General features: G+C 74.6%; 23 protein-coding genes. 12 read left to right on the top strand and 11 right to left on the bottom strand.

The genetic code is table 11. From position 1 onward, the window contains the following. Positions 1-69: 69 nt before the first annotated feature. The 3 genes from ACFC0G_RS00460 to ACFC0G_RS00450 all read right to left on the bottom strand — a co-directional run bounded on the left by ACFC0G_RS00460 (position 70) and on the right by ACFC0G_RS00450 (position 3,019). Complete coding sequence (locus ACFC0G_RS00460) at positions 70-714, bottom strand: response regulator (RefSeq protein ID WP_376396101.1); 645 nt, start codon at positions 712-714, stop codon at positions 70-72. A 71-nt stretch (positions 715-785) separates the two neighbouring features. Next, positions 786-2,027: a sensor histidine kinase gene (locus ACFC0G_RS00455; protein WP_376394858.1), complete on the bottom strand. Its 1,242-nt coding sequence runs from the start codon at positions 2,025-2,027 to the stop codon at positions 786-788. Continuing rightward, positions 2,024-3,019 carry a hypothetical protein gene (locus ACFC0G_RS00450; RefSeq protein WP_376394855.1) on the bottom strand — a complete coding sequence of 332 codons (996 nt, stop codon included), beginning with the start codon at positions 3,017-3,019 and terminating at the stop codon, positions 2,024-2,026. The genes ACFC0G_RS00455 and ACFC0G_RS00450 overlap by 4 nt, the downstream gene beginning before the upstream one ends. Before the next feature lie 186 nt (positions 3,020-3,205). Here ACFC0G_RS00450 and ACFC0G_RS00445 point away from each other — a divergent pair, with 186 nt between their 5' ends. After that, entirely contained in the window at positions 3,206-3,703 is a 498-nt protein-coding gene (locus ACFC0G_RS00445; protein ID WP_376394852.1) for a cupin domain-containing protein, read from the top strand. A gap of 64 nt (positions 3,704-3,767) precedes the next feature. On the opposite strand, the gene ACFC0G_RS00440 is transcribed toward ACFC0G_RS00445, so the two are convergent. Continuing rightward, on the bottom strand, positions 3,768-4,538 hold the full coding sequence (locus ACFC0G_RS00440; RefSeq protein WP_024761148.1) for an IclR family transcriptional regulator: 771 nt from the start codon (positions 4,536-4,538) through the stop codon (positions 3,768-3,770). Positions 4,539-4,726: 188 nt separating this feature from the next. Between ACFC0G_RS00440 and ACFC0G_RS00435 the strand changes: the two genes are divergently transcribed. Then, complete coding sequence (locus ACFC0G_RS00435) at positions 4,727-6,229, top strand: aldehyde dehydrogenase (NADP(+)) (protein WP_376394848.1); 1,503 nt, start codon at positions 4,727-4,729, stop codon at positions 6,227-6,229. Between the two features lie 31 nt (positions 6,230-6,260). Here ACFC0G_RS00435 and ACFC0G_RS00430 read toward each other — a convergent pair whose 3' ends face one another. After that, positions 6,261-7,271 (bottom strand): zinc-dependent alcohol dehydrogenase family protein, encoded by a 1,011-nt coding sequence (locus tag ACFC0G_RS00430; RefSeq protein ID WP_376394845.1) that lies wholly within the window; start codon positions 7,269-7,271, stop codon positions 6,261-6,263. 114 nt (positions 7,272-7,385) lie between these two features. On the opposite strand from ACFC0G_RS00430, the gene ACFC0G_RS00425 reads away from it, so the two are divergent. Beyond that, positions 7,386-8,297 carry an AraC family transcriptional regulator gene (locus tag ACFC0G_RS00425; RefSeq protein ID WP_376394842.1) on the top strand — a complete coding sequence of 304 codons (912 nt, stop codon included), beginning with the start codon at positions 7,386-7,388 and terminating at the stop codon, positions 8,295-8,297. A gap of 130 nt (positions 8,298-8,427) precedes the next feature. On the opposite strand, the gene ACFC0G_RS00420 is transcribed toward ACFC0G_RS00425, so the two are convergent. After that, positions 8,428-9,810 (bottom strand): MFS transporter, encoded by a 1,383-nt coding sequence (locus tag ACFC0G_RS00420; RefSeq protein ID WP_376394839.1) that lies wholly within the window; start codon positions 9,808-9,810, stop codon positions 8,428-8,430. A gap of 199 nt (positions 9,811-10,009) precedes the next feature. On the opposite strand from ACFC0G_RS00420, the gene ACFC0G_RS00415 reads away from it, so the two are divergent. The 4 genes from ACFC0G_RS00415 to ACFC0G_RS00400 all read left to right on the top strand — a co-directional run bounded on the left by ACFC0G_RS00415 (position 10,010) and on the right by ACFC0G_RS00400 (position 13,563). Continuing rightward, positions 10,010-10,963, top strand: a complete 954-nt coding sequence (locus tag ACFC0G_RS00415; protein WP_376396098.1) for a GlxA family transcriptional regulator — start codon at positions 10,010-10,012, stop codon at positions 10,961-10,963. 6 nt (positions 10,964-10,969) lie between these two features. Continuing rightward, a complete protein-coding gene (locus tag ACFC0G_RS00410; RefSeq protein ID WP_376394836.1) occupies positions 10,970-11,500 on the top strand; it encodes a GNAT family N-acetyltransferase in 531 nt (176 codons plus the stop codon). A gap of 66 nt (positions 11,501-11,566) precedes the next feature. Next, positions 11,567-12,277 (top strand): DsbA family oxidoreductase, encoded by a 711-nt coding sequence (locus tag ACFC0G_RS00405; protein ID WP_376394834.1) that lies wholly within the window; start codon positions 11,567-11,569, stop codon positions 12,275-12,277. A 227-nt stretch (positions 12,278-12,504) separates the two neighbouring features. Next, a complete protein-coding gene (locus ACFC0G_RS00400; RefSeq protein ID WP_376394832.1) occupies positions 12,505-13,563 on the top strand; it encodes an aminotransferase class V-fold PLP-dependent enzyme in 1,059 nt (352 codons plus the stop codon). A 74-nt stretch (positions 13,564-13,637) separates the two neighbouring features. Here ACFC0G_RS00400 and ACFC0G_RS00395 read toward each other — a convergent pair whose 3' ends face one another. After that, positions 13,638-14,183, bottom strand: a complete 546-nt coding sequence (locus ACFC0G_RS00395) for a MarR family winged helix-turn-helix transcriptional regulator (RefSeq protein WP_376394829.1) — start codon at positions 14,181-14,183, stop codon at positions 13,638-13,640. A gap of 114 nt (positions 14,184-14,297) precedes the next feature. Here ACFC0G_RS00395 and ACFC0G_RS00390 point away from each other — a divergent pair, with 114 nt between their 5' ends. Further along, a complete protein-coding gene (locus ACFC0G_RS00390) occupies positions 14,298-15,368 on the top strand; it encodes an alkene reductase (RefSeq protein ID WP_376394826.1) in 1,071 nt (356 codons plus the stop codon). 75 nt (positions 15,369-15,443) lie between these two features. On the opposite strand, the gene ACFC0G_RS00385 is transcribed toward ACFC0G_RS00390, so the two are convergent. Continuing rightward, positions 15,444-16,544, bottom strand: a complete 1,101-nt coding sequence (locus tag ACFC0G_RS00385) for a pyridoxal-phosphate-dependent aminotransferase family protein (RefSeq protein ID WP_376396095.1) — start codon at positions 16,542-16,544, stop codon at positions 15,444-15,446. Between the two features lie 188 nt (positions 16,545-16,732). Between ACFC0G_RS00385 and ACFC0G_RS00380 the strand changes: the two genes are divergently transcribed. Further along, positions 16,733-17,818 carry an amidohydrolase family protein gene (locus ACFC0G_RS00380; protein ID WP_376394823.1) on the top strand — a complete coding sequence of 362 codons (1,086 nt, stop codon included), beginning with the start codon at positions 16,733-16,735 and terminating at the stop codon, positions 17,816-17,818. 24 nt (positions 17,819-17,842) lie between these two features. On the opposite strand, the gene ACFC0G_RS00375 is transcribed toward ACFC0G_RS00380, so the two are convergent. Both ACFC0G_RS00375 and ACFC0G_RS00370 read right to left on the bottom strand, forming a co-directional pair. Further along, on the bottom strand, positions 17,843-18,409 hold the full coding sequence (locus ACFC0G_RS00375) for a GNAT family N-acetyltransferase (RefSeq protein ID WP_376394820.1): 567 nt from the start codon (positions 18,407-18,409) through the stop codon (positions 17,843-17,845). Then, positions 18,406-20,568 (bottom strand): penicillin acylase family protein, encoded by a 2,163-nt coding sequence (locus tag ACFC0G_RS00370; RefSeq protein WP_376394817.1) that lies wholly within the window; start codon positions 20,566-20,568, stop codon positions 18,406-18,408. The genes ACFC0G_RS00375 and ACFC0G_RS00370 overlap by 4 nt, the downstream gene beginning before the upstream one ends. 89 nt (positions 20,569-20,657) lie before the next feature. On the opposite strand from ACFC0G_RS00370, the gene ACFC0G_RS00365 reads away from it, so the two are divergent. Next, on the top strand, positions 20,658-21,377 hold the full coding sequence (locus ACFC0G_RS00365) for a siderophore-interacting protein (RefSeq protein ID WP_376394814.1): 720 nt from the start codon (positions 20,658-20,660) through the stop codon (positions 21,375-21,377). Positions 21,378-21,705: 328 nt separating this feature from the next. After that, a complete protein-coding gene (locus ACFC0G_RS00360) occupies positions 21,706-22,725 on the top strand; it encodes an SCO1860 family LAETG-anchored protein (RefSeq protein ID WP_376394811.1) in 1,020 nt (339 codons plus the stop codon). 162 nt (positions 22,726-22,887) lie between these two features. Here the strand turns inward: ACFC0G_RS00360 and cobC are convergent, their stop codons facing one another. Further along, positions 22,888-24,627 carry an Rv2231c family pyridoxal phosphate-dependent protein CobC gene (gene cobC, locus ACFC0G_RS00355; RefSeq protein WP_376394808.1) on the bottom strand — a complete coding sequence of 580 codons (1,740 nt, stop codon included), beginning with the start codon at positions 24,625-24,627 and terminating at the stop codon, positions 22,888-22,890. Between the two features lie 66 nt (positions 24,628-24,693). Here cobC and ACFC0G_RS00350 point away from each other — a divergent pair, with 66 nt between their 5' ends. Next, positions 24,694-25,422 carry a ZIP family metal transporter gene (locus ACFC0G_RS00350; RefSeq protein ID WP_376394805.1) on the top strand — a complete coding sequence of 243 codons (729 nt, stop codon included), beginning with the start codon at positions 24,694-24,696 and terminating at the stop codon, positions 25,420-25,422. The last annotated feature ends 1 nt before the right edge of the window (position 25,423 follow it).

The raw sequence follows: 25,423 nt of genomic DNA, 5'->3' as shown, positions 1-25,423 counted from the left end.
CGGCGGACCCGGCGGACCCGACGACCCGGCGGGCCCGGCGCCCAGGCCGAACGTCACCCCGTCACCCCGTCACCCCGTCCGTACGAACCCCGACTCGTACGCCAGGATCACCGCCTGTGTCCGGTCGCGGGCGCCCAGTTTCGCCAGGACCGCCGCCACGTGCGACTTGACCGTCGCCGGGCCGACGCCGATCCGCTCGGCGATCTCGGCGTTCGTGAGGCCCGTCGCCACGTGGCGCAGTACCTCCGACTCCCGCTCCGTCAGCCGCGCCACCCAGGGCGGCGGCGCCGGAGCGCGCCGGGCGTGCTCGGCGGCCAGGCCCCGTACCGCCGCCGGGTAGAGCAGCGAGTCGCTCCGCGCGACCAGCCGGACCGCGGCGACCAGCTCCTCCGCCGCCGCCCGCTTCAGCAGGAAGCCGGCCGCGCCGACGCGCAGCGCGTCGTACACGTAGGAGTCGTTCTCGAAGGTGGTCACGACCACGATCCGGGGCGGCTCGGCCATGCCGCCGAGGATCTGCTCGGTGGCCCGGATGCCGTCGATCTCGGGCATGCGGACGTCCATCAGGACGACGTCCGGCCGCGCCGCCCGCACCACCGACACCGCCTCGGCGCCCGTGGCGGCCTCGCCGACGACCTCCAGGTCGGGCTCCGCGTCCAGGATGACCCGCAGGGCCGTCCGCACCATGCGCTCGTCGTCGGCGAGCACCACCCGAATCGCCGCGCCGGCCGTACTCGCCGTACTCGCCGCGCTCACGGAGCTCACCGCGTTCACCGCGTTCACCGCGCTCACCGGGGGATCCTCACCGCGAGCCGCCACATGCCGTCCGCCGGGCCCGCCTCGGCGGTGCCGCCGAGCAGCCTGGCCCGTTCGCCGACCCCGCGCAGGCCGCGCCCGCCGTGCGGGCGGGCGACCGGGGGCCGCTCGGGCAGGGGGTTCTCCATGACGATCTCCAACTCCTCGGTACGGGCGTCGAGCCGTACGGTGACGGGCGTGCCGCCCGCGTGCCGGGCCGCGTTCGTCAGCCCTTCCTGGACGATCCGGTACGCCTCCCGCGACAGCGCCTCCGATACGGGGGCGAGGTCTCCGCCCACCGTCAGCGCCACCCGCGGTCCGGCGCCCCGCACGAGGGCCTCCAGGGCGTCGAGCCCCGGGCCCACGCCTTCCTCGACCTCCTCGCCGCGCCGCAGCAGGCCGAGGACCCAGTCCAGCTCCCCGACCGTGCGCCGGGTGGTCTCCTCGATCGCGGTCAGCGCCTCCCGGACGAAGTCCAGGTCGGCCGCGGCACCCGTGTCGAGGACCCGGCGCGCCGCGCCCGCCTGGAGGGTGACCGCGCTCAGGGCGTGGCCGACCGAGTCGTGCAGCTCGCGGGCGAGCCGGTTGCGCGACTCCGCCTCCGCCGCGCGCCGCTCGGCGGCCGCGAGCCGGTCCGCGGGGCTCGGCCCGAGCAGCCGGGGCGCCTGCCCCGCGAGCAGGGCACCGGTCGCGGCGGCGGTGGCGGCGAGTGCGAGCAGCATCAGCAGGCCCGCCGGGAGCGCCGCCCAGACCCACCAGTCCTGGTCGAGCCCCCAGCGCCGGCCGATCTCCGACTCCCGCAGGGCCGGCGAGAAGGGCAGCGCCATCACCGACACCGCGAACGGCGGCAGGGCCAGGGACGCCCCGCTGATCAGCGCGCCCGCGCCCACGTGCAGCGTGAACCAGCCGGCCGTCCGGGCCTTCGCGTCCCGGCCGCGGGCCGGGCCGTCCGCGAGCCGCTCCGCCGGCACCCCGCACAGCGCCCGGACCGCCGCCACCGACATCGGCCGGACCAGCGGGAAGAGCGCGGTGACCGCGGCGAGCGGCAGCCCGACCGCGTACGCCCCGAACTGCACGGCGAGACTGCCCCCGAACACGCCCGGCGCGTCGAGGAAGACCCCCACCACGACCGTGCCGACCAGCCAGTACGGCATGAACAGGGCGCCGCCCAGGATCAGATGGACCCAGCGCAGCCGGGCCCGCTGCCCGAACAGGGCGGCCGCGCACCGCCTCACGCCTCGGCGCTCCGCCGCCGCAGGTACACGGCCACGCACGCGGCCAGCAGGAACCCGGTGATCATCTGGCCAGCGTAGGACAGCTGTGCGAGGGCCGTGACCTGCTTCGAGGGATCGGGCTCCGGCAGGAGGCAGACGAGCGACATGTACGCGCCCCAGCACCCCATGGTGCCGGTGGAGACCCAGGCAAGGGAGAGGACGGGCCGCACCCTCAGCCGCGCGGGCCGCCGCAGGACGAGGAAGAGGGTGAAGACGACGGCGGCGGCGAGGAAGACGAGGTGGACGCCGCCCAGGACGTAGAAGTCGGAGTCCCGTTCGGCGGCCAGCCGGGCGGAGAGGCCCGTGGTCGAGCCGGAGAGCCAGATCAGCTGGACGGTCGCGGGGACGAGCGCGACCACCGCGCCGGCCAGGGCGGTGGCCCGCACGCCGCGCCCGGACGTACGGGCGGCGAGCTCGCCGAGCCGGCCGTGCCAGACGTGGCCCCAGCGGTCCCGCGCGTACAGGACGAAGAGGGTGCCGAGGGAGAGGCCCTGGAGGATGAAGCCGCCGTAGACGACGGCGAAGACCCAGTCGTCCAGGAAGGGTTCGCTGGGGGCGGCGGCCCGTTCGTCACCGGTGAGGAGGGCGACCGCGAGCTGCGCCGGGTACCCGGCCATGATCGGGGCGAGGAGCCCGGTCGCCGCCCACATGGGGAAGGCGAGCAGCCAGGCCCGTACCCGCAGGCCCCACGCCTGGGTGAGCAGCAGGGCGAGGACGATCACGGCGGCGTCGGCGAGGACCGAGAGCGAGTTGGCGACGGCGAGCATCGTCCGGTGCTCCAGGAGCACGCTCCCGGCCGGGATGCCGATCTCGCCGCCCGCCACCCAGACGACCTTGAGCGAGATGTACGGGAGGCAGGCGACGATCGCGAGGACGCGCAGCACCCGGCGGAGGACGGTGGGGCGGTGCGCGGCGGAGGGCGCCGGCGTGAGGGAGTGCGCGGTCGATGTCATGGCCTCACGCTCCCGCGGCGGGCGCCGGTGCCACGTCCTGCCGTGTGGTGAACCGTCTCCGCCGCGCGGGGGAGAGGCCCTCCGACCCCCGTCCCGCCGCTCCTCCGCAGAGGGTGGAATTGACCCATGATTCTCATGATCGATTGACCCATTCCTTCGGGTCAATGACTCACTAAAGTAGTGATCATGAACGAGAACGCGACCTTCGCCCCGCTCCTGACCCGCGCCGCCACCGCCGAGACCACCGCCGATCCGAGCAGCGTGATGACGCTCCTCGCCGACTCCGACACCACCGGCGGGCAGCTCACGAGCTACCGCTCCTCGTTCGCGAAGGGCGCGGTCGGCGCCCCGGCGCACTTCCACACCAAGGCCTCGGAGATGTTCTTCGTCCTCGGCGGCTCGCTCCAGGTCCTCGTCGACGAGGAGCTGACCGTCCTGGAGCAGGGCGACTTCCTCCTGGTCCCGCCGCACACCCCGCACGCCTTCGCGGCGGCGCCCGGCGCCGAGGCCGACGTCCTCTTCGCCTTCACCCCCGGGATGGCCCGCTTCGACTACCTGCGCCTCCTCGGCCGGGTCATGCGCGGCGAGGCGAGCTTCGAGGAGATCAAGGCCTCCTCGGAGCAGTACGACAACCACTACGTGGACAGCCCGGTGTGGCAGAAGGCCCTCGCGGACCGCGCCTGAGCGAGTGGCCGCCTGGCCGCGTCACCGCGTCACCGCGTGGCCGCGTGACCGCGAGGCAGGGTGCTCAGAGGCGGCGGGTCGCCAGCGTCAGCCGGTCCCGCGCGTCGAACAGCGCGTCCTTGATCATCTGCTCGTGGGCCGGGGTGAGCCGCGCCACCGGCACCGAGCAGCTGATCGCGTCCCGCGCCGGGGTCCGGTAGGGGATCGCGATCCCGAAGCAGCGCAGCCCCAGCGTGTTCTCCTCGCGGTCCACCGAGAAGCCCTGCTCGCGGATGACGTGCAGCTCCTCGATGAGCTTCTCGCGGTCGGTGATCGTGTGCTCGGTCAGCGCCGGCAGGGTCTCCGGCAGCAGCTTGCGCACCTGCTCGTCGGTGTGGGTGGCGAGCAGCGCCTTGCCGAGCGAGGTCGAGTGCGCGGGCAGCCGGCGCCCGACCCGGGTGAACGGCCGCAGATAGTGCTGGGACTGGCGGGTCGCCAGATAGACCACGTTGGTGCCGTCGAGCCGCGCGAGGTGGATGGTCTCGGTGGTGTCGTCGGAGAGCCGGTCGAGCGTCGGCCGGGCGGCGGCCACGACCTCGTCGCCGTCGATGTACGAGGTGCCGACGAGCAGCGCCCGCACCCCGATGCCGTACCGCGTGCCGGTGGCGTCCGTCTCCACCCAGCCCAGCTCGACCAGCGTGCGCAGCAGCATGTACAGGCTGGACTTGGGGTAGCCGACGGCCTCCTGGACGGCGGCGAGCGAGTGCATGCCGGGCCGGCCGGCGAAGTACTCCAGCAGCTCCACGGTCCGCACCGCGGACTTCACCTGCGCCCCACCCGCGTCGGCAGTCGCCATGACCCTCGCCCCTTTTCCGTTGTCCGGTCGCCCCGGCGGTCGCCCCGGTCCGCCCCGGCCGCCCTGGCCGCGCGGACCCCTCGTGCCGGGCGGGCCCCTTGTGGAGACGGCCGGGCCGTCAATAGAGTCCCTCGCAGACGCGTTCATCTACGGGAACGGCGTTCAGAATAGCGAACAGGGGCGTGGCGGTGGCGGCAGAACCAGTGTGGAGTGTGGACCCCCGGACGGGGAAGTCGCGCGAGCAGGTTGCGGTGGAGGCCACAGCGGAGGAGGTCGACCGGGCCGTCCGGTCCGCGCACGGCGCCCGCGCCGCGCTCGCCGACCGCACGGTGCGGGCCGCCTTCCTCCGTACCGCCGCGGACCTCCTCGACGAGGCGCGCGAGCACGTCATCGAGGCCGCCGACGCCGAGACCGCCCTCGGGCCCGTCCGCCTCACCGGCGAACTCGCGCGAACCACCGCGCAGTTGCGGGCCTTCGCCGAGGTCGTCACGGAGGGCTCCTTCCTCGACATCCGGATCGACCTCCCCGACACGGACGCCACCCCGCCCCGGTCCGACATGCGCCGCTGGAAGATCCCGCTCGGCGTCGTCGCCGTCTACGCCGCCAGCAACTTCCCGCTCGCCTTCTCCGTCCCCGGCGGCGACACCGCGAGCGCCCTCGCGGCCGGCTGCCCCGTGGTGGTCAAGGCCCACCCCGACCACCCGGCCACCTCCGAGCTCTGCGCCGCGCTGCTGCGCCGCGCCGCCGCCAAGGAAGGACTGCCCGAGGACGTCGTCGTCCTCGTCCACGGCTTCGACGCCGGCGTGGAGCTCGTCCGCCACCCGCTCGTCGCGGCGGCGGGCTTCACCGGTTCGGTACGCGGCGGACGGGCGCTCTTCGACGCCGCGGCCGCCCGGCCCGTACCGATCCCCTTCCACGGCGAACTCGGCTCCCTCAACCCCGTCGTGCTCACCACCGCCGCCGTCGAGGAGCGGGCCGAGGCGATCGGGGCGGGCCTTGCCGGCTCCATGACCCTGGGCGCCGGCCAGTTCTGCACCAAGCCCGGATTCGTCCTGGCCCCCCGGGGCGAGGCGGGCGACCGCTTCCTCGCCGCGCTCACCGCCGGGGTCAGCGAGACCGAACCGGCCGTGATGCTCGACCACCGCATGCGGGACGCCTTCGTCAGCGGCGTCGCCGAGCGCGGCGCGCTCGACGGGGTCCTGACCCCCGTCACCCCCGGCGCGGGCGGCGAGCACACGGTCAGCGCCGGCGTCCTCGCCGTCGACGCCGACCGGCTCACCGCGGCCACGGACCACCACCTCCTCCTGGAGGAGTGCTTCGGCCCGGTCACCGTCGTCGTCCGCTACGCCTCCCGCGAGGAGATCACCGCCGTCCTCGGCCTCCTGCCCGGCAACCTCACCGCCACCCTGCACATCGCCGAGCAGGACGACGACGGCGACGCGGCCCCGCTCCTCGCCGAACTCACCCCGCTGGCGGGCCGCGTCCTCGTCAACGGCTGGCCCACCGGGGTCGCCGTCGCCGCCGCCCAGCACCACGGCGGCCCCTACCCGGCGACCACCTCCACCAGCACCTCGGTCGGCGCGACCGCGATCGAGCGCTGGCTCCGCCCGGTCACGTACCAGTCGACCCCCGACCACCTGCTCCCGCCCGAGCTCCGCGACGGCAACCCGCTGGACCTGCCGAGGCGTTGACCCGTAGGGCCTGTCCGGCGGGTGTCCTGCCTCAGTGCCGCACACGCACCACGATCTTCCCGGTGTGCGTGTTGGACTCCATCAGCCGATGGGCGTCGGTGATCCGCTCCAGACCCTCGAAGGTCTCGGCGATCACCGGCGCCAGGGAGCCGTCCCGCAGCCCCGAGCCGATGAACCCGGCCGCGCGGCGGCGCCCCTCCTCGGTCCTGGCGAGCGCCCCGTTGGCGTATCCGTGCGTGGTCAGCGGCCAGTTCATCGACAACTCGACCGGTCGCGGGTCCAGCCAGCCGTACAGCACGGCGGTGCCGCCGGGCCGCAGCGCGTCCCCGAGCCGGGCGAAACCGGGCCCGCCGATCGCGTCGAACGCCAGGTCCGCGCCCGCCCCGCCGGTGATCCGCCGCACCTCCTCCACCACGTCCTCGGTGTCCGTCACGATCACGTGCGCGGCCCCGAGCTCCAGGAGCCGCTTCCGCTTCTCCTCGCCGCGCGTGGTGGCGATCGGCACCGCACCGATCCGCAGCGCCGTCTGGATCGCGGCCGTCCCCACCCCGCTCGACGCGCCCGTGATCACCACGTGGTCGCCGGGGCGCAGCCCGCCGGTCAGCACCATCCCGCCGTACGCGGTGAAGTACGTCAGCCAGACCGCCGCCGCCGTCACCGCGTCCACCCCCTCGGGCCGGGCCACCACGTACTCCTCCGGCAGCACCACCCGCTCCGCGTACACGCCGTACGTCCCGAAGTCGAAGTTGGCCGCCGCCATCACCGGGTCGCCGGGGGCGTACGCGGTGACCCCCGCGCCGACCGCCTCCACCACACCGGCCGCCTCGTAGCCGAGCCGCGAACCCGGCAGCGTCGCCGGGTAGTAGTAGGTGCCCTCGCGGAACAGCGCCTCGGCGCGGTTGAGTCCGATCGCCTCGACCCGTACGAGCACCTCACCGGGCCCGGGGGCGGGCAGCGCCACCTCCTCCACCGTCAGCACCTCGGGGCCACCGGTCTCGTGGAAGAGGACCGCCTTGGTCGTCCTGCCTGTTGTCGTCGTCATGCCTCGACCGTAGGAGGGCGCGGCAAGACGATCCATATCCTCATGACTCCCGTCCATGTCCGATCGTCTCGCCGCCCTCGACGAGGAGTGAGGCGTGAGGAGTACGGTGCCGGGATGGACGTACTGAGCGATGCCATCGCCGCCATGCGCACCGGCCGGCCCCACTCCTCCCGCACGGTCCGCTTCGCGCCCTGGGGATTCCGCTTCTCCCCGAGCAGGGGCGCCGGATTCCACGTCGTCCTCCAGGGGACCGCCTGGCTCCTGCCCCCGGACGACGCCCCCGTCAGACTCGGCCCCGGCGACGTCGTCCTCCTCGCCCACGGCACCGGCCACGGCCTCGCCGACCGGCCGGACACCCCGCTCGTCGACGCCCTGCCCGCACCCGACGGCTCCTGGCCCACCGCGCCCGACCGGGGCCCGATCGGCGCCGAGGAGACCCTGCTCCTCTGCGGCGCCTACCAGCTCAGCCGGACCCGCGCCCACCCGCTCCTCACCGAGCTCCCCCCGTACGTCCACCTCCCCGCCCGGATCGGCGCCCACGGCCGGCTGCGCGCCGCCGTCGACCTGCTCGGCGCCGAACTCGCCGAACCCCAGCCGGGATCCGACGCGATCGTGCCCGCCCTGCTCGACACCCTGCTCCTCTACCTGCTGCGCACGTGGTGGCTCGGTGTCGGCGCCGACCGCTCCACGGGCTGGTCGGCCGCCCTGAGCGACCCGGTGGTCGCCGGAGCCCTCCGGGCCCTCCACGACGACCCGGCCAGGGCCTGGACGGTCGAGGAGCTCGGCGCCCTCGGCGGCCTCTCCCGGGCGGCCTTCGCCCGCCGCTTCACCGCCCTCGTCGGCCGTTCCCCCCTCGCGTACCTCACCTGGTGGCGCATGACGGCGGCCGGCCGCCTCCTGCGCTCGGACGACCTCCCCCTCCGCGCCGTCGCCGAACGCTCCGGCTACTCCTCGGAGTTCGCCTTCGCCAAGGCCTTCAAGCGGGAGTACGGCGTGGCGCCGGGTCAGTACCGCAAGGGCGCCTGAACCCGCATCCGCTGGATCCCCTGGTCCCGCCTGGACCTGCTGGGCCCGCCGCACCCGCTGGGCCCGCCGCACCCGCTGGACCCGCCGCGCCTGCTGGACCCGCTGGATCCGCTGCCCCCGCCGCACCCGCTCAGCGGGTCCGGCGGCCCGGCAGGCACAGCGAGGCCAGGGCCGTCAGGGTCAGCAGGCCCGCGCTGATCAGCAGGCTCGCCCGCAGGGCCGTCGCCATGTCGGTCATGTCGCGGGCCGCCAGCGAGCCGAAGACCGCGATCGCGAGCGCGCCCGCCGTCTGCCGGATCGCGTTGAGCAGCCCCGCCGCCGTGCCCGCGCGCTCCGCCGGGACCGCCTCCATCATCGAGGCGATCAGCGGCGGCAGCGAGAAGCCCGCGCCCAGCGCCATCGGCACGAGCAGCAGGGCCTGGGCCGCGCGGGAGGAGTCCGCGTCCACGGTGAGCAGGCCGAGCAGCCCGGCCACCGCGACCACCTGGCCCACCACGATCGGCAGCCTCGCCCCGTGCCGCGCCGCGACCTTCGCCGACAGGAGGTTCACCCCCGCGAGCAGCCCCGTCATGGGCAGGAACATCAGCCCCGCGCCCAGCGCCGAGAGCCCGAGCACCTGCTGGAAGAAGAGGCTGAAGACGAACACCGTCCCGTAGAAGGCCACGCTGTTCGCCGCCCCCGCCGTCACGGCCACCGCCACCGTCCTGTTCCGGAACAGCCCCAGCGGCACCATCGGATGGCGCCGCCGCGCCTCGATCAGCAGGAAGGCGGGCAGGGCGACGGCCGCCACCGCCAGCGCCCAACGGCCCTCCGTGCCACCCTCGATGGCCGCGAAGGTCAGCGCGCCGACCGCCGTCATCGCCGTCAACTGCCCCGGCACGTCGAGCGGCGCGGGCCGCCGCTCGGAGCGCGCCACCCGGGTCAGCAGGACGAGCGCGAGGAGCCCGAGCGGCAGGTTCACGAAGAAGATCCCGCGCCAGCTCCAGGCCGTCGTCAGCGCCCCGCCGACGACCGGGCCGAGCGCCACCGCGACCGTCCCGCCGGCCGCCCACAGCGACACCGCCCGGGCCCGCCGCCCCGGATCGCCGTACGCCTCGCGCACCAGGGCGAGCGAGGCCGGCAGCATCACGGCCGCCGCAGCGCCCTGCACCGCCCGGGCGGCGAGCAGGGAGGGGAGCCCGGGGGCGAGACCGCAGGCGGCCGAGGCGAGGGTGAAGACGACGACCCCGATCCCGTACGCCCTGCCCGCCCCGACCCGGTCGGCGAGCGCCCCGCTGGACAGCAGGAGCGCGGCGAACACCAGCGTGTACGCGTCGACCACCCACTGGAGACCGGTCATGCCCGTGCCCAGGTCGGCGCCGATCGCCGGGAGGGCGACGTTGACCACCGAGGTGTCGAGGGTGATGAGGGCGAAACCGAGTGTCGCGGCGGCAAGGGCCGGAGCCGGGGAGGGTGTTCTGCCGGGAGTGCGGGGGCGGACGGTGGGGGCTTCGGTGAGGTCGGTCGATGACATGTCCCCACCTTCGTGACCGGCGCGGACGTAGAGTAGTGGCCCGAATGCCATATGCCCGGAGGTTCTGGCCATGCCGGCCCCGTCCCCTGCCTCGCGCTCTTCCCATGCTTCCCATGCCCCCGGTGCCTCGCATGCCTCCCGTGCCTCCCGCACTCCGCGCGTCCAGCGCGTCGCCGTGATCGCCGCACCGCCCGTCTCGATGTTCAACCTCGCCATCCCCGAGATGCTGTTCGGCAAGGTCGAGATCGACGGCGGACCCGGGTACGAGACGGTCATCTGCGCCCCCGACCCCGGTCCCGTCGCCACCACCGGCGGCCTCGACCTGCTCGTCCCGCACGGCCTCGACGCCGTGGACACCGCCGACACCCTGGTCCTCGCGGGCAGCGGCTCGTACAAGGACCCCGACCCCCGCATCCTCGACGCGCTGCGCCGCGCCGCCGCCGCGGGCAAGCGGATCGCCTCCATCTGCACCGGCGCGTTCGCGCTCGCCGAGGCCGGGCTGCTCGACGGCCGGGCGGCGACGACGTACTGGGCGTACCGGGAACTGCTCGCCGAGCGGCACCCGGCCGTCGACCTCCAGGACGACGTCCTCTTCGTCCAGGACGGCCCCCTCCTCACCTCCTCCGGATACGCGGCGGGCATCGACCTCTGCCTCCACGTCATCCGCACCGACCACGGCGCCGCCGTCGCCAACACCGTCGCCCGGCTCGCCCTCGTCGCGCCCGTACGGCCCGGCGGCCAGACCCAGTTCACCCAGACCCCGCTGCCGCCCGAGCGCGGGATCTCCTTCGCCGACACGCGCGCGTGGGCCATGGGACGCCTCGACGAACCGCTCACGCTCACCGACCTCGCCCGGCACGCCGGGACCTCCGTCCGCACCCTCTCGCGCCGCTTCCACGCCGAGACGGGGGTCAGCCCGCTCCAATGGCTGCTCCACCAGCGCGTCGAGCGGGCCAAGGAGCTCCTGGAGGCGACCTCCCTCGGCATGGAGCAGGTGGCCCGCGCGAGCGGCCTCGGCACGGGCGACTCGCTCCGGCAGCACCTGCTGCGGCGCACCGGCCTCACCCCGAGCGCGTACCGGAGCTCCTTCAGCCGCCTCACCGCCGTCCAGGGCGAGCCCTCCGGAACCGGATCGCGCGCCGCCGCGTCCTGAACCTTCATGATCCGATACGCGACCGCCACCGATCTCGACGCCGTCACCGCCCTCCACGCCGAGGCCCGGGCCACCTACTACCGCGGCCACCTCCCCGAGTCCGACTACGCGGGCCCCGAGGAGCTGGCCCGCAGCCGGGCCGGGTGGGCGGGCGCGATCGAGCGCGGGGCCGTGCTGTGCGCGGAGCTGGACGGCGAGAGCGATGAGGGCGGCAAGGGCGGCAAGGCGGGCGAGGGCGGCGAGGCGGGCGAGGTCGCCGGGATCGCCGCCTACGGCGAGCGCGACGGCGTCATGTTCCTCTCCCAGCTGCACGTCGCCCCCGCCCACTGGCGCCGGGGCGTCGGCAGCGCCCTCCACGCGGCCTGCGTCGAGGCCTGGCGGGCCGCCGGTGTGACCACGGCCGTCCTGGAGGTCTTCGAGAAGAACGACCGCGCCCAGGGCTTCTACGCGGCCCACGGCTGGACCCCCGACCCGGACTCCCCGCGCTCCGGCGACCACCTCGTGCTCCGCCTCACACTCGCGCCGAAAGCGGAATGAACCGGACCGGTGGGGGCGTTCCCGTCGACGAACACCCCCACCGGCAACCCCTCGGAGAGAAGTCCCATGCGCGTCGAGATCTGGTCCGACATCGCCTGCCCCTGGTGCTACGTCGGCAAGGCCCGCTTCGAGAAGGGCCTCGCGGCCTTCGCCCACCGGGACGACGTCGAGGTCGTGCACCGCTCCTTCGAGCTCGACCCGCACCGCGCCAAGGGCGACACGGGCCCGGTCCTGGAGATGCTGGCGAAGAAGTACGGCCGGACCCTCGACGAGGCCCGCGCCATGGAGGCGCACGTCGCCACGAACGCGCACGCCGAGGGCCTCGGCTACCGCGTCGACGGCCGCGACCACGGCAACACCTTCGACATCCACCGGCTGCTCCACCTCGCCAAGGAGCGCGGCCGGCAGGGCGAGCTGCTCGACCTGGCCTACCGCGCCAACTTCGCCGAGGAGCGCTCCGTCTTCGACACCGAGACCCTGGCGGCGCTCGGCGTGGAGGCCGGTCTCGACGAGGCCGAGGTCCGGGCCGTCCTCGCCGACGAGTCGGCCTACGCCGACGCCGTACGGGAGGACGAGCGCGAGGCCGCCGAACTCGGCGCCAACAGCGTGCCGTTCTTCGTCCTCGACCGCCGCTACGGCGTCTCCGGCGGCCAGCCCGCCGAGGTCTTCACCCAGGCCCTGGAGCAGGCCTGGCAGGGCCGCGCCCTCCAGCCGGTCGGCGGCGACGCCGACGCCGAGGCCTGTGGCCCGGACGGCTGCGAGGTCCCGCAGGCCTGACGGCCGCACGGGGCCGGTCCAGGCCGGCACCGGGCCGGTCCAGGCCGCACCGGTCCAGGCCGCACCGCACCGGGCCGGGCCGGGCCGGGTCGCATCAGGCCGGATCGCGCCGTACCCGGCCGTACTCAGCCCCACCCGCTCTGACCTGCGCAGATAAGCGCGGCTTGGGGGTTCCCCGCGGTCGAATCGCCATTGACGGGTGATCGCGGGGACTCCAGGGTGGGGACATGGATTCCCTGGACCAGCCGCTCGGCGGCGCCGAGTTCGCGCCCAAGAAGACCTATCTGAACACCTCCGCCTGCGGGTTGCTGCCCCGCCGGACGATCGACGCCGTCACGCTCCTCGCCGAGCAGACCGCCGACGGCCGCTCGGACGGCGCGGGCAGCTTCGCGATCGTCGACGAGGCCCGGGCGGCCTTCGCGCGGCTCGCCCACGTCCCGCACGAGCGCGTCTCCGTCGGCAGCTCCGTCGCCGTGCACTGCGGGATGATCGCCCAGTCGATGCCCGCGGGCTCCGAGATCCTCTTCCCCGAGGGCGAGTTCTCCTCCGTCATCACCCCGTTCACGATCCGCGGCGACCTCAAGACCCGCTTCGTGCCCCTGGAGCAGCTCGCCGAGTCCGTCCGTCCCGAGACCGCGCTCGTCGCCTTCTCGGCCGTGCAGTCGGCGGACGGCCGCACGGTCGACTTCGCGGCGGTACGGGCCGCGGCGGCGGCCCACGGCGCCCGGACGCTCCTGGACGCCACGCAGTCGGCCGGCTGGCTGCCGCTGCACGCGGGGGAGTGGGACTACACGGTCGCCGGCGCCTACAAGTACCTGCTCTGCCCGCGCGGCGCGTCCTTCCTCACCGTCACCGAGGAGGCGCAGGACTCGCTGCTCGCGATCCACGCCAACTGGGTCACGGGCGAGGAGCTGTGGGTGAACAGCTACGGCCCGGTCCGCGAACTGGCCCGCTCCGCGCGCCGCTTCGACGAGCCCGTGGCCTTCTTCTCGTACCACGGGGCGGCCCGCTCGCTCGCGCTGCTCGAAGAGATCGGCATCGACCGCATCGAGGCCCACAACAAGGGGCTCGCGGCCCGCTTCCGCACCGGACTCGTCGAGCTCGGCCACGCGCCGGTCATGGACGACTCGACGGTCGTCGCCATCCCCGGCCTCGGCGACCGGGCGGACGCGCTCCGCGACGCCGACGTGCTGCTCTCCGCCCGCGCGGGCAACCTGCGGGCGTCGTTCCACCTCTACAACACGGCGGCGGACGTCGACCGGGTCCTGGACGTCCTCGCGGGCTGAGCCCGCGCACGGCGGGAGCCCCCGCCCGCAAGGCGGCGAAAGCCCCCGCCCGCACGGCGGCGGGAACCCCGCCCTCAGCAGCCCTTCGGCAGGGGCGGGCAGTCGCCCTCCTCGCCCGCCTCCTCGCGCAGGTTCTCCGCGACCAGCCCGAGCAGGCGGGCCAGCTCGTCCCGGTCGGCCGGGCCGAGCCGGCCGAGCGACAGTTCCTCCAGGCCCTGCCAGGCGCCCTCGACCCCGGCGCGCAGCGCCAGGCCGTCGTCCGTCGCCTCGACGAGGACCGCGCGCCGGTCGGCGGGGTCAGGGCGGCGGCGGACGTGGCCGCACTGCTCCAGGCGCTGGAGCATCTTCGTCACCGTCGAGGGGTCGAGGCCCAGGGACTGGATCAGCTCGGACTGGCGGACCGGCCCGGAGTCCCACAGGCGCATCATCATCAGCTCCTGGCCCGGGTAGAGGCCGAGCTCCCGCAGCCGCCTCCCCATGGCGATCCGGTGCATCCGGGCGACCCGCGCCAGAGCGTGGCTGACGGGTCCGCCGCGGGCGGCGGTCGGCAGCGGTTCGCCGCACACACCGACCGGCGCCGCGGCGCGGGGCTCGGTACAGACGGGGTCGGTTCCGTTCATCGTGGCTCCTCGGGACGGCTCTCCCAGAAGATTACCTTGGTCGGCCAATGAATGCGTTACAGTGGCAACGGCTCAATTAGTTGGCCGACCACATAATGATGTGAGGGAACCGCCATGACCACTGCCTTCGACCCCGTAGACCTCGCCGGCACCCGTCTCGCCAACCGCATCGCCCTGGCCCCCATGACCCGCAGCCGGGCCGAGGCCGACAGTCGCACCCCCACCGCGCTCGTCGCCGAGTACTACGCCCAGCGCGCCTCCGCCGGCCTCATCATCACCGAGGGCGCCCAGCCGACCGCGATCGGTCAGGGCTATCCCAACACCCCCGGCCTGCACAGCGACGAGCAGATCGCGGCCTGGCGCGAGGTCACCGACGGCGTCCACGAGCGCGGCGGCCGGATCTTCGTCCAGCTGATGCACGCCGGGCGGATCAGCCACCCCCAGGTCCTCGGCGGCGGCCTCCACCCCGTCGGCCCCTCCGCGGTCGCCCCCGCGGGACAGCTCTTCGCCGGCTCCGGCCTCATCGACTTCGTCGCCCCGCGCGCACTCGCCGCCGACGAGGTGCAGGAGACGATCGCCGGCTTCGCCACCGCCGCCCGCAACGCGATCGAGGCCGGCTTCGACGGCGTCGAGATCCACGGCGCCAACGGCTACCTGATCCAGCAGTTCCTCTCCACCAACTCCAACCTGCGCACCGACGAGTGGGGCGGCCCGGTCGAGAACCGCATCCGCTTCGCCGTCGAGGTCGTCAAGGCCGTCGCCGCCGAGATCGGCCCCGAGCGCACCGGCCTGCGCATCTCCCCGGCCAACACCTACAACGACATCGCCGAGACCGACACCGCCGACATCTACCCGGCCCTCGTCGAGGCCATCGACCCGATCGGCATCGCCTACCTGCACCTCACGGAGCCCACGCCCGAGGTCCGCGAGCTGACCCTCGCCCTGCGCAAGGCCTTCTCCGGCACCTTCATCCTGAACCCGGCCAGGGACCCGGGGCCGACCGGGGCCGACGCCCTGGCCCTGATCGAGGACGGCACCGCCGACCTCGTCGCGTACGGGGCGCTGTTCCTCGCCAACCCCGACCTGCCGGCGCGGCTCAAGGCCGGCGGCCCGTACAACACCCCCGACACCGCCACCTTCTTCGGCGGCGACCACCGCGGCTACACCGACTACCCCGCGCTGTAGGTGTCGTCCCGCCCGTGCCGCACACGACGAAGGGCGGGGTCCGGCCGCCGGACCCCGCCCTCGCTGTCGTCCCTCCTACTTCCAGGCCTCCGTGACCGCGCGCCGCGCGCCCTCCAGATCCACCGTGCGGCCCGTGTCGCCGAGCGCCGCGCCCAGCGCGGCCAGCGAGGACTGCACGACACCCGGAGTCGCGTCCACCCCGTAGTGGTTGACCCGGATCATCTCCCCGGCCAGCGCCCCGCCGCCCGCGATCAGCGGCAGCGACGGATCGGCGGCCAGCGCCTTCGCGACCAGCTCCGAGGCGTCCACTCCCGCCGGCGCGCGCAGCGTCGTCGCGACCGGGGCCGCGTCCCTCGCCTCGTGCACGTACGGCGCCAGACCGCCGCCCAGGGCCAACGCACCCGCCCGGGTCGCCGCCGCCGCCGAGGCGTGGCGGGCCATCAGCGCGTCCAGACCCTCCGCCTCGATCCGCTCCACACAGGCCTCCAGGGCCAGCATCTCCAGCTGCGCCGGAGCGTGCAGCAGCGCCTTCCGGCCGCCGTCGATCCACCGCTCCTTCCAGTCCAGGAGGGAGAGGTACGAGCGGCGCGGCGCGGCCGGGTTCGCGGCGAACCGCTCCCAGGCCCGCGCGCTCACCGAGACCGCCGACACGCCCGCGGGGCCGCCCATCGCCTTCTGCGCGCCGATGATGCACATGTCCACGCCCCACGCGTCCGGCAGCACCGGCTCCGCGCCGATCGACGCCACCGCGTCCAGGTAGAACAGCGCGCCGTGCGCCCGGACGACCTCGCCGATCTCCGCGACCGGGTTGGTGTTCCCGGTCGCCGCCTCCGCGTGCACGAGCGACACGAAGTCGATCTCCGGGTGCTCGGCGAGCGCCTGCTCCACCTGCGCGGCCGTCACCGCCGTGTGGAAGGGCACCTCCAGGTCGACGACGGTCGCCCCGCAGTCCCGCAGCCAGTTGCCGAAGGTCTGCCCGTACGGACCGGTGACGACGTTCAGCGCGGTCGAACCGGCCCGCGCCCCGCTGCGGATGCACCCCTCCAGGGGAAGCAGCGCCTCGCCCTGGGTGATCACCACGTCCTGCTCCGTGGAGAGCAGCGCGGCCACCCGCCCCTCGATCGACGCGAAATGCGCGGCGGTCAGCGGGGCCAGGTCCAGGAGCGGATGTGTCACGGTCACGGCGGTGCCTTCTTCGACTCGGTTCGGTGCGGGCGTAACTCCCGATCAGACTACCGACGGACGGCCCCGCGCCCCCTTGGCCCACCTGTACAAAAGGGATCTTCGTCCCGGCGAAACCGTCAAGGGACATCAGCTGCCCAACAGGACGACGGCCCGGGCACCCGCCCTCGTACAGTGCAGACATGAGCGATCACGCGGTGCTGCATGTGAAGGGGCGGGTGCTCGTCGGCCCTGAGGACGTACGGGACGAACTCTGGTGCGTCGACGGGCGGATCACCTACGACCGGCCCGCCGCCGAGGCGGTGACCGTCGAGGGCTGGGCGCTGCCCGGCCTGGTCGACGCCCACTGCCACGTCGGACTCGACCGGCACGGTCCGGTCGACGAGGCCACCAGCGAGAAGCAGGCCCTCACCGACCGGGACGCGGGCACGCTGCTGATCCGGGACGCCGGTTCGCCCTCCGACACCCGCTGGATCGACGAGCGCGAGGACCTCCCGAAGATCATCCGCGCGGGCCGGCACATCGCCCGCACCCGCCGCTACATCCGCAACTACGCCCATGAGATCGAGCCCGCCGACCTCGTCGCGTACGTCGGCCGGGAGGCCCGGCGCGGCGACGGCTGGGTCAAGCTCGTCGGCGACTGGATCGACCGCGAGGCGGGCGACCTCACCGCCTGCTGGCCGCGCCCCGAGGTCGAGGCGGCCATCGCCGAGGCGCACCGGCTCGGCGCCCGGGTCACCGCGCACTGCTTCGCCGAGGACTCGCTCCGGGACCTCGTCGAGGCGGGCATCGACTGCGTCGAGCACGCCACCGGCCTCACCGAGGACACGATCCCGCTCTTCGCCGAGCGCGGCGTCGCCATCGTCCCGACCCTGGTGAACATCGCGACCTTCCCGCACCTCGCGGACGGCGGCCAGGAGAAGTTCCCGCGCTGGTCGGCCCATATGCGCCGGCTGCACGAGCGGCGGTACGACACCGTCCGCGCAGCCTTCGACGCGGGCGTCCCCGTCTTCGTCGGCACCGACGCGGGCGGCTCCCTCGCCCACGGGCTCGTCGCCGAGGAGGTCGAGGAGCTGACCCGGGCCGGCATCCCGCCGATCGACGCGCTCTCGGCCACCGCCTGGGGCGCCAGGGCCTGGCTCGGCCGCCCCTCCCTGGAGGAGGGCGCCCCCGCCGACCTCGTCGTCTACGGCGAGGACCCGCGCGCGGACGTCCGCGTCCTCGCGGCGCCGCGCCGGGTCGTCGTCAACGGCCGGGTGGTGGGCTGACCACCCCGCCGGTCGGCGCGCCGGTCAGCGGGTGAGGAAGGCGAGCCGCGCCCGCTTCTCCGGGATGAAGACCTCCGGCAGGTCCACCTCGGGCAGGACGACCTCCGGGCCCAGCGCGAAGCCGAGCCGGACCATCCGGGCGATCGCCTTCTCGTTGGCGGCGTCCGGCTCGACGACCACACGGGCGTGGTCGCGCAGCGAGAAGTCGATCAGCACCCCGAGGAGCCGCGCCGAGAAGCCCGGCTCGGGGGAGGCGCTCGGGGCGAGCATCAGGTGGACGCCGATGTCGCCGGGACGGACCTCGTAGCACTCGCCGACCCGGTCGGCCTCGGGGTCGTACGTCTGGAAGAGCGCGACCGGCTCCCCGTCCCGGCTGACCAGGTAACCGTGGTGCGTGGTCAGCGAGTCGAGGTGGGCGTAGATCTCCCGCACCTGCTCGACGGTGGTGCCGCCCATGCCCCAGAAGCGGGCCCGGTCCTCGTTCACCCAGGCGTGCAGGAGGGGGGCGTCCCGGTCGGGGTCGACGGGGGAGACGCGGACGGTGCCGAAGCCTTCGACGGCCTGCTCGTACACGCTGGTGGCGGTGGTCATCGTGATTCCTCGTGCTCTGCGGTGTGTTCGGGGGCGGGTTCGGGGGCGAGTCGGTTCCAGTCGGTGGTGACGGGGGCGAGTTCGCCCCGCAGCCACAGGGGGAGCTGGTCGCGGTGGTGCGGGTCGCCGGGCACCCCGGACGCCCCGAACGGCACGATCCAGCGGCTCCGCTCGCGGTCGGCGAGGTCCCAGACGTAGCGGGCGGCCGAGGCGCGGGCGCTGCGGTCGGTCCAGCCGGGCACGCTGGACGTGGACAGGACGCAGTCGTGGTCCCCGGCGAGCCCCGGCCACTGCGCGTCGTCGGCGTCGGGGAGCGCCTGCCAGGGCGCGAGGCGGTGGGTCACGGCCCAGGCGGCGGGCGGCTCGCCGGCCCCGGTCTCCTCCAGGGCCTCGCGCACGATCCGGTCGACGTCCCCGGCCGGCACGGGACCGGCCGTGAGCAGGGTCTCCAGGGCGAAGGCGACCCGGGGCCCGAGGGCCAGCCAGGGGCGGAACAGCTCGGGGTACGGGGCGGGTTCGCGCAGCGCCGCGAAGGCCTCGTGCCCGGCGAGCCGCCGCACGGCGGCGCCCCGGACGGCCGCGTACAGGCCCGCGTCGGTGCTCTCCGCCGCCATCCGCCGGTCCCAGCCGAGGAGCCGCCCGCGCACGGCGGACGCGGTGGGGGAGAGGCCCTCGGCCACCCGCCGGACCACCGCGAGGAGGCGGGCCGCCGAGGGGTTGTCGGTGTCGGTGTGGACGGCGGTCGTCGTCTCCGGGGTCCACTCCGCCGAGGCGCCGAGGAGCGCGTCGATGCGGGCCGCCCGGTGCGGCGGGGCGAACTCGACGCCGAGGGGCGCGGCGAGCCCCCGGGCGTTGGCCATGACGGCGTGGTCGCGGACCTCGGCGCGGGGCAGCGGCGCGGGCCCGGGCTCCCAGGCGTGCGCCGGGTCCCAAGCGGGTACGAGCCGCAGCGAGTTGGCCCGGTCCCGTACGGGTACGTGGCCGGCGACCCGGTGCAGCAGGCCGCCGCGGGTGTCGGCGGCCTGGACGACGTTCACGGGCTCGACCCAGCCGTCGAGGGCCGTGTCCACGTCCGCGACGGTCCGGGCGCGCAGCAGCCCGGGCAGGGTGCCGAAGCCCAGCTCGCCGGTGACCCGGGGCGGGTACCGCAGACTCACCGCCTCCCACGTGGCGGCATCACCGGCGGCATCCCCGGCGCCATCGGCGGCGATTTCGGCGGCGGAACCGCCGGCGGGTTCGTCGTCCGTCCCGATGATCACGGCACCCCGGTCCGTCTCCACGACCTCGATCACGACGGGCTCGCCGCCCGCGACCTCGATCGTCTCCGTGTGCGCCGCGGCCGGGCGCCAGCCCTCGGGGCCGAGGGCCTCGACGCCCCCGCCGGGGAGCCGGCGGAGCCGCTCGCGGTACAGGTCCTGGTAGTCGGCCATGGCGTTGGTGATCGCCCAGGCCACCGAGCCGGTGTGGCCGAAGTGGGCGAGCCCGGGGACGCCGGGCACGGCGAGTCCCACCACGTCGTACGCGGGGCAGGCGAGCCGGATCTGCTGGTAGACGCCCGGCGCCTCGATGAACCGGTGCGGGTCGCCGGCCACCAGGGCCGCGCCGCTCGCGGTCCGTTCGCCGGACACCACCCAGCCGTTGGAGCCCGCGGTGCCGGGGCCGTCCGTCGCGAAGAGCTCCGTCCACTCCTCGCCGAGCCGCGCGGCGACCTGCTCCCGCCACAGCTTGGTGGGGAAGCCGGCGAAGAGGATGTGGGTGGAGAGCCAGACGGCGAGCGGGGTCCACGGCTCCCACCGGCCGGGCGCGAGGCCGGTCTCCGCGAACTCGGGTGCGCGTCGGGCCCCGTCGGCCAGGCCGGCGTTGACCCCGTCCACGTACGCCCGGACCCAGGCGGCCGTCGGCGCGTCGGAGGCTTCGAGCCGCTCGTGGCAGCGGCGGGCGGTGTCGGCGAGCCGGGCCCGCCGGGCGAAGGCGTCCCAGCCGAGCTCGCCGGCGCCGAGGAAGGCGGCCGTGGTGCCCTGGGCCCGGTGCCGCTCGACCTCCAGCTGCCAGGCGCGGTCCCGGGCGGTCACCCGCCCCTGGGCGAAGGCGAGTTCCTCCGGGTCCGTGGCGCGCAGATGGGGGACGCCCCAGGCGTCCCGGTAGACCTCGATGCTCACGGAGACCCCGCTCCCGTCCGTAACTTTTCCAGAACCTTAGGTTAGGCTGACCTAAGTAAATCTACAGGAGTCCAGGGGAGGAGATCACGGTGGGGCATGGCTGGCAGGGGGCGGTCCTCAAGCTGTTTCGGGGCAAGGACTTCACGTTCACGGTGACGGGGGCCGAGCAGGTCACCGAGGACTACCGCAGGGTGCACTTCACGGACGGCGGCCTGCTCGCCGCGGCCGGCGTCCACCCGACGATGTGGGTCCGCCTCTGGTTCGACGACGCGGGCAAGCCGCACCAGCGGGCGTACACCCTGGTCGACCCCGACCTCGCGGCGGGCACCTTCAGCCTCGAATTCGCCCTCCACGACGGCGTCGCCAGCCACTGGGCCCGCACCTGCGCCCCCGGCGACGCCGTGGACGCCACGCTCCAGGGCACCGGCTTCGAGGCGCCCGACCCGCTCCCCGAGCGGCTGCTCGTGGTCGGCGACCCGGCCTCCCTGCCCGCGGTCAACTCCCTGCTCGACGCGCTCCCCGGCGTCCCCGCCACCGTCTGGTTCGAGACGCAGCACGCCTCCGACGACGAGCTGCCGGTCCGCCTCGACCCCGACCGCCACGAGCTGCGCCGGATCCCGCGCCAGGGCGGCGGCGCCGAGCTGATCGCCCGCGTGAAGGCCGAGCTGCCCGAACTCGCGGACGCCGCCTCGTACGTCTGGATCGCCTGCGACACCGCGACGACCCGCACCCTCGCCGCGTACGCCCGCAAGGAGCTCGCCCTCCCCAAGGAGCGCGTCCACGCGCTCGGGTACTGGCGCGCGAGCTGACAGCGCCCGAGGCGCCGGGTTGACGATCCGTTACCCGAAGCCGCGGCGGCTCGTTTTCACCTTTCCCCGCGCTCCCCTGGATGCCCCTGGATGCGCCCGGATGCGTCCGCTCGTACGAAAGACGCGGGGCGTGCGGGAACGGTTGTGTCGAGAAGAATCGAATATGAACACGGAAACCCCCCTTTGGAGTGAACTCGCGTCAGGCGACTGTCGGTTCACTCTCCGTGCGTAAAGATTCCGGTGTCTCAAGTCGCCGAGGCCGCGCCGACCCACCGTCCCCGTGGTGAGCGGCCGGCGACGCCATGTCTCTTGTGGGGGTTCCACCATCTTGAACAGCAACACCTTCCGCGCGCCCGTACGCCGCACCGCCGCCGCCGCGACCGTCGCCGCCCTGGCCGTCGGCCCCGTGCTCCTCGCGGCCCCGGCGGCGCACGCCACGGGCGGCGAAGGGCGTGCCACCGCCGTCGTCCTGCGGGCCGGCCTCGACGTCTCCCTCCTCGGCGAGACGGTGAAGGTGCCGGTGCGCGCCTCCCTCAACGAGGTCAAGGCACCCGAGACCGAGAGCGAGACCGCGCTCACGGTGAAGGTGCAGGGGGCCGAGGGCGGAGAGCCGATCGACATCCTCGCCGCCGATGTCGCCACCTCCAAGGCCACCGTGGACGAGGAGAAGGCCGAGGGGTACGTGAACCTGGTCAAGGCACAGGTCCACGTCCCCGGCATTCCGCTGCTCTCCCTCATCGAGGTCGAGAAGGTCACGTCCAAGGCGCTGTGCGAGGTGGGGAAGAAGCCGGTCGCCGCGTCCAACGTCCTCGGGCACGTGACCGTCTTCGGCAAGAAGACCACCCTCTCCACCGCAGGCCGCACCCAGGTGACCGTGCCGGGCATCGGCCAGGTCACCCTGGACCTCTCCCGCACCTCCACGACCTCCCGCACCGCGGCGGCGACGGCCCTCGAACTCAAGGTGGAGGTCGACCCGCTGAAGCTGGGCGTGGCCAAGGTCGACGGCACCGTGACGCTCGCCGAGGCGACCTGCGAGACGCCCGAGGGCCCGGCCCCGACGGAGGAGCCCACCAAGGAGCCCACGGAGCAGCCGACCGAGAAGCCGACCGAGCAGCCCACCCAGGAGCCCAGCGAGCGGCCCTCAGAGCAGCCCACGCAGCGGCCCACCGTCGAGCCGAGCAGCGACGGCGGCGTGAAGACCAACAACGGCGGCACCACCCCGACCGAGAACCTCGCCGAGACCGGCGGCAGCTCCTCCACCACCTACATCGCGGCGGGCGCGCTCGCCCTCCTGGTGGCAGGCGGCGGCGCGCTGGCGGTCACCCGCTCGCGCCGCTCGCGCGGCTGACGGCCAGAGGGGGAGGCGCCGGGGGGTGCCGGAGACGTAGGGGAATCAGGGGAAGCGGGGAAAGAGGGGAAGCACGGGAAACGGGGGAAGCAGGGGTGCGGGGAGGGCGACGGTGACGACGTCGCCCTCCCCGCACCCCTTGCCGCCGCCCGTACGCGCCGGTCAGCCGCCCAGCAGGAGCGCCTGGTCCAGGGCCTGAAGGAAACGGTTCGTCGTCGCCCGGTCCCGGACCGCGAGCCGCAGCCAGTTCCGGTCGAGCCCCGGAAACGTGTCGCCCCGGCGGGCCGCGAAACCGAGCAGCCGCAGCCGGTCCCGTATCGCGTCCGCGCCCTCGATCCGCAGCAGGACGAACGGACCCTCCGCCCCGTCGACCGTCCGCACCTCGTCGAACTCCGCGAGACCGGCGAGCAGATGCGCCCGCTCCACACCGATCCGGTGCGCCGCGTGCTCGGCCTCCGCGAGCGCCGCCCGCGACATGCAGGCCTCCGCCGCCACCAGCGCCGGCGTCGACACCGGCCACAGCGGCTGCGCCCGTTCGAGCAGCGCGATCGTCTCCGGCTCGGCGAGCACGTACCCGATCCGCAGGCCCGCGAGCCCCCAGGTCTTGGTGAGGCTGCGCAGCACCACGAGCCCCGGCACGTCGGTCCGCCCGGCCAGCGACTCCCGCTCGCCCGGCACCGCGTCCATGAACGCCTCGTCGACCACGAGCGTCCGCCCCGGCCGGGCCAGGGCGGCGATCGAGGCGGCGGGATGCAGGACGGAGGTCGGGTTCGTGGGGTTCCCGATCACCACCAGATCCGCGTCCTCGGGCACCATCGCCGGATCCAGCCGGAAACCGTCCTCCGCGCGCAGCAGCACCCGGCCCACCTCGTGCCCGGCGTCGCGCAGCGCCGCCTCCGGCTCGGTGAACTGCGGGTGCACCACCACGGGCCGGCGCGCCGGCAGAGCCCGCGCGAGCAGCACGAAGGCCTCCGCGGCACCGGCCGTGAGCAGCACCCGGCCGGTCGGCAGATCGTGCCGCACCGCGACCGCGGCCCGCGCGGCCCGGCCGTCGGGATAGGCCGCGAGGCCGGTCAGCGAATCGGCGATTCTCTTCCGCAGCCAGTCCGGTGGGGTGTTCGTCCGGACGTTGACCGCGAGATCGATCAACTTCTCGTCCCGGACCTCGGCGTCACCGTGGTGGCGCAGGTCGTGGGCGTCGGTATGCGCGTGCGTGTGCGTGTCCATGGCCGCCGTCGTGTGGGGGGTGGGGATGGTGGGGGGTGAGCCAGGCTCGCCAGCGATGTACCCGTGAGTCAGGGGCAACAACCGTACGTCTGGGGCATGTTCGTGCGGATAAATCGGTACACATGTGGCAATCGCGCACGTTACGCGCCGGGATTTCCGCTTCGGCACGAGCAGCACGGCCCGCGCGCCCCCGGAGGCCTCGACGGCTTCGGTGACCTCGGCGGCCTCGGTGGCCCCCGCAGTCCCGACTGCCCCAGCCCCGGCCCCGGCCCCGGCCCCAGCCCCGGCCCCGGCCCCGGCCCCAGCCCCAGCCCCGGCCCCGGCCCCGGCCCCAGCCCCAGCCTCGGCCTCAGCCCCGGCCTCAGCCCCTGACCCCGCTTCGGCCCCTGCCCCGGCCCCTGCCCCTGCCCCCGCTCCCGCCGACAGCAGCGCGGCTGCCTCCGCCACCGACGGCGTGCCCGTCGCGGCCAGCGGCAGCGCCGACGGATGCGGTACGGGGACGGCGGCCAGCTCCGCGGCCGTGAACCCCCGCACCGGAACCCCCAGCTCCGCACCCGCGCCCGCGACACCCGGCTCGGCGGCCCGCACGTCGAGCGTGGCCAGCGACCGCACGGCCGCCCGCGTCAGCCCCGCCTCCCGCAGCACCACGTCGACCAGCGCGAGCACTTCGTCCACCGGAACCCCCGGCCGGGCCCCGACGCCGAGGTGCGCGCACACCGCCGCATCCGATAGCAAAGGCCCATGGCTGTAGTCGTCGCGCTGGGCGCGTTCCTCATGACGCTCTTCGGCGGCTGGGTCGCCGGGCGCGTCACCGACCGCCGCCACCTCGTCCTCGGACTCGCCGGCGGGCTCATGCTCGGCGTCGTCGGACTCGACCTCCTGCCGGAGGCCCTGGAGGCCGCGGGGGAGAAGGTCTTCGGTGTCCCCGAGGCCCTGCTGCTCTTCGTCGGAGGCTTCCTCTTCGCCCATGTGGTGGAGCGCCTCCTCGCCGTCCGCCAGGCGGCACACGGGGTCGGGGCCGACGAGAGGGTCCCGCAGGTCGGCCTCACCGCGGCCGCCGCGATGGTCCTCCACAGCCTCATGGACGGCGTCGCCCTCGGCGCCGCCTTCCAGGTCGGCGGCGGCATGGGCGCCACCGTCGCCCTCGCCGTCATCACCCACGACTTCGCCGACGGCTTCAACACGTACACGATCACGAGCCTCTACGGGAACGCCCGCCGCAAGGCCATCGGGATGCTCGTCGCCGATGCCGTCGCCCCCATCGTCGGCGCGGCCTCCACCCTGCTGTTCACCCTTCCGGAGGAACTCCTCGGCAGCTATCTCGGCTTCTTCGGCGGCGCTCTGCTCTATCTGGCCGCCGCCGAGATCCTGCCCGAGGCCCACCACGAACACCCCGCCCGTTCGACCCTGCTGTGCACGGTCGCGGGCGTGGCCTTCATCTGGCTCGTGGTGGGCGTCTCCGGCGGCTGAT

It is taken from the genome of Streptomyces sp. NPDC056169, assembly GCF_042268445.1.
Taxonomy (GTDB): domain Bacteria; phylum Actinomycetota; class Actinomycetes; order Streptomycetales; family Streptomycetaceae; genus Streptomyces.
The sequence above is the reverse complement of the archived record's forward strand: the minus strand, read 5'-3'. Positions and strand labels throughout refer to the sequence as shown.

Excerpts from the sequence above, each read along its gene's own strand:
- ACFC0G_RS00450 (WP_376394855.1), bottom strand. The coding sequence starts at position 3,019 with ATGACATCGACCGCGCACTCCCTCACGCCGGCGCCCTCCGCCGCGCAC.
- ACFC0G_RS00445 (WP_376394852.1), top strand. The coding sequence starts at position 3,206 with ATGAACGAGAACGCGACCTTCGCCCCGCTCCTGACCCGCGCCGCCACC.
- ACFC0G_RS00440 (WP_024761148.1), bottom strand. The coding sequence starts at position 4,538 with ATGGCGACTGCCGACGCGGGTGGGGCGCAGGTGAAGTCCGCGGTGCGG.
- ACFC0G_RS00430 (WP_376394845.1), bottom strand. The coding sequence starts at position 7,271 with ATGACGACGACAACAGGCAGGACGACCAAGGCGGTCCTCTTCCACGAG.
- ACFC0G_RS00425 (WP_376394842.1), top strand. The coding sequence starts at position 7,386 with ATGGACGTACTGAGCGATGCCATCGCCGCCATGCGCACCGGCCGGCCC.
- ACFC0G_RS00420 (WP_376394839.1), bottom strand. The coding sequence starts at position 9,810 with ATGTCATCGACCGACCTCACCGAAGCCCCCACCGTCCGCCCCCGCACT.
- ACFC0G_RS00415 (WP_376396098.1), top strand. The coding sequence starts at position 10,010 with ATGTTCAACCTCGCCATCCCCGAGATGCTGTTCGGCAAGGTCGAGATC.
- ACFC0G_RS00410 (WP_376394836.1), top strand. The coding sequence starts at position 10,970 with ATGATCCGATACGCGACCGCCACCGATCTCGACGCCGTCACCGCCCTC.
- ACFC0G_RS00405 (WP_376394834.1), top strand. The coding sequence starts at position 11,567 with ATGCGCGTCGAGATCTGGTCCGACATCGCCTGCCCCTGGTGCTACGTC.
- ACFC0G_RS00400 (WP_376394832.1), top strand. The coding sequence starts at position 12,505 with ATGGATTCCCTGGACCAGCCGCTCGGCGGCGCCGAGTTCGCGCCCAAG.
- ACFC0G_RS00395 (WP_376394829.1), bottom strand. The coding sequence starts at position 14,183 with ATGAACGGAACCGACCCCGTCTGTACCGAGCCCCGCGCCGCGGCGCCG.
- ACFC0G_RS00390 (WP_376394826.1), top strand. The coding sequence starts at position 14,298 with ATGACCACTGCCTTCGACCCCGTAGACCTCGCCGGCACCCGTCTCGCC.
- ACFC0G_RS00380 (WP_376394823.1), top strand. The coding sequence starts at position 16,733 with ATGAGCGATCACGCGGTGCTGCATGTGAAGGGGCGGGTGCTCGTCGGC.
- ACFC0G_RS00375 (WP_376394820.1), bottom strand. The coding sequence starts at position 18,409 with ATGACCACCGCCACCAGCGTGTACGAGCAGGCCGTCGAAGGCTTCGGC.
- ACFC0G_RS00350 (WP_376394805.1), top strand. The coding sequence starts at position 24,694 with ATGGCTGTAGTCGTCGCGCTGGGCGCGTTCCTCATGACGCTCTTCGGC.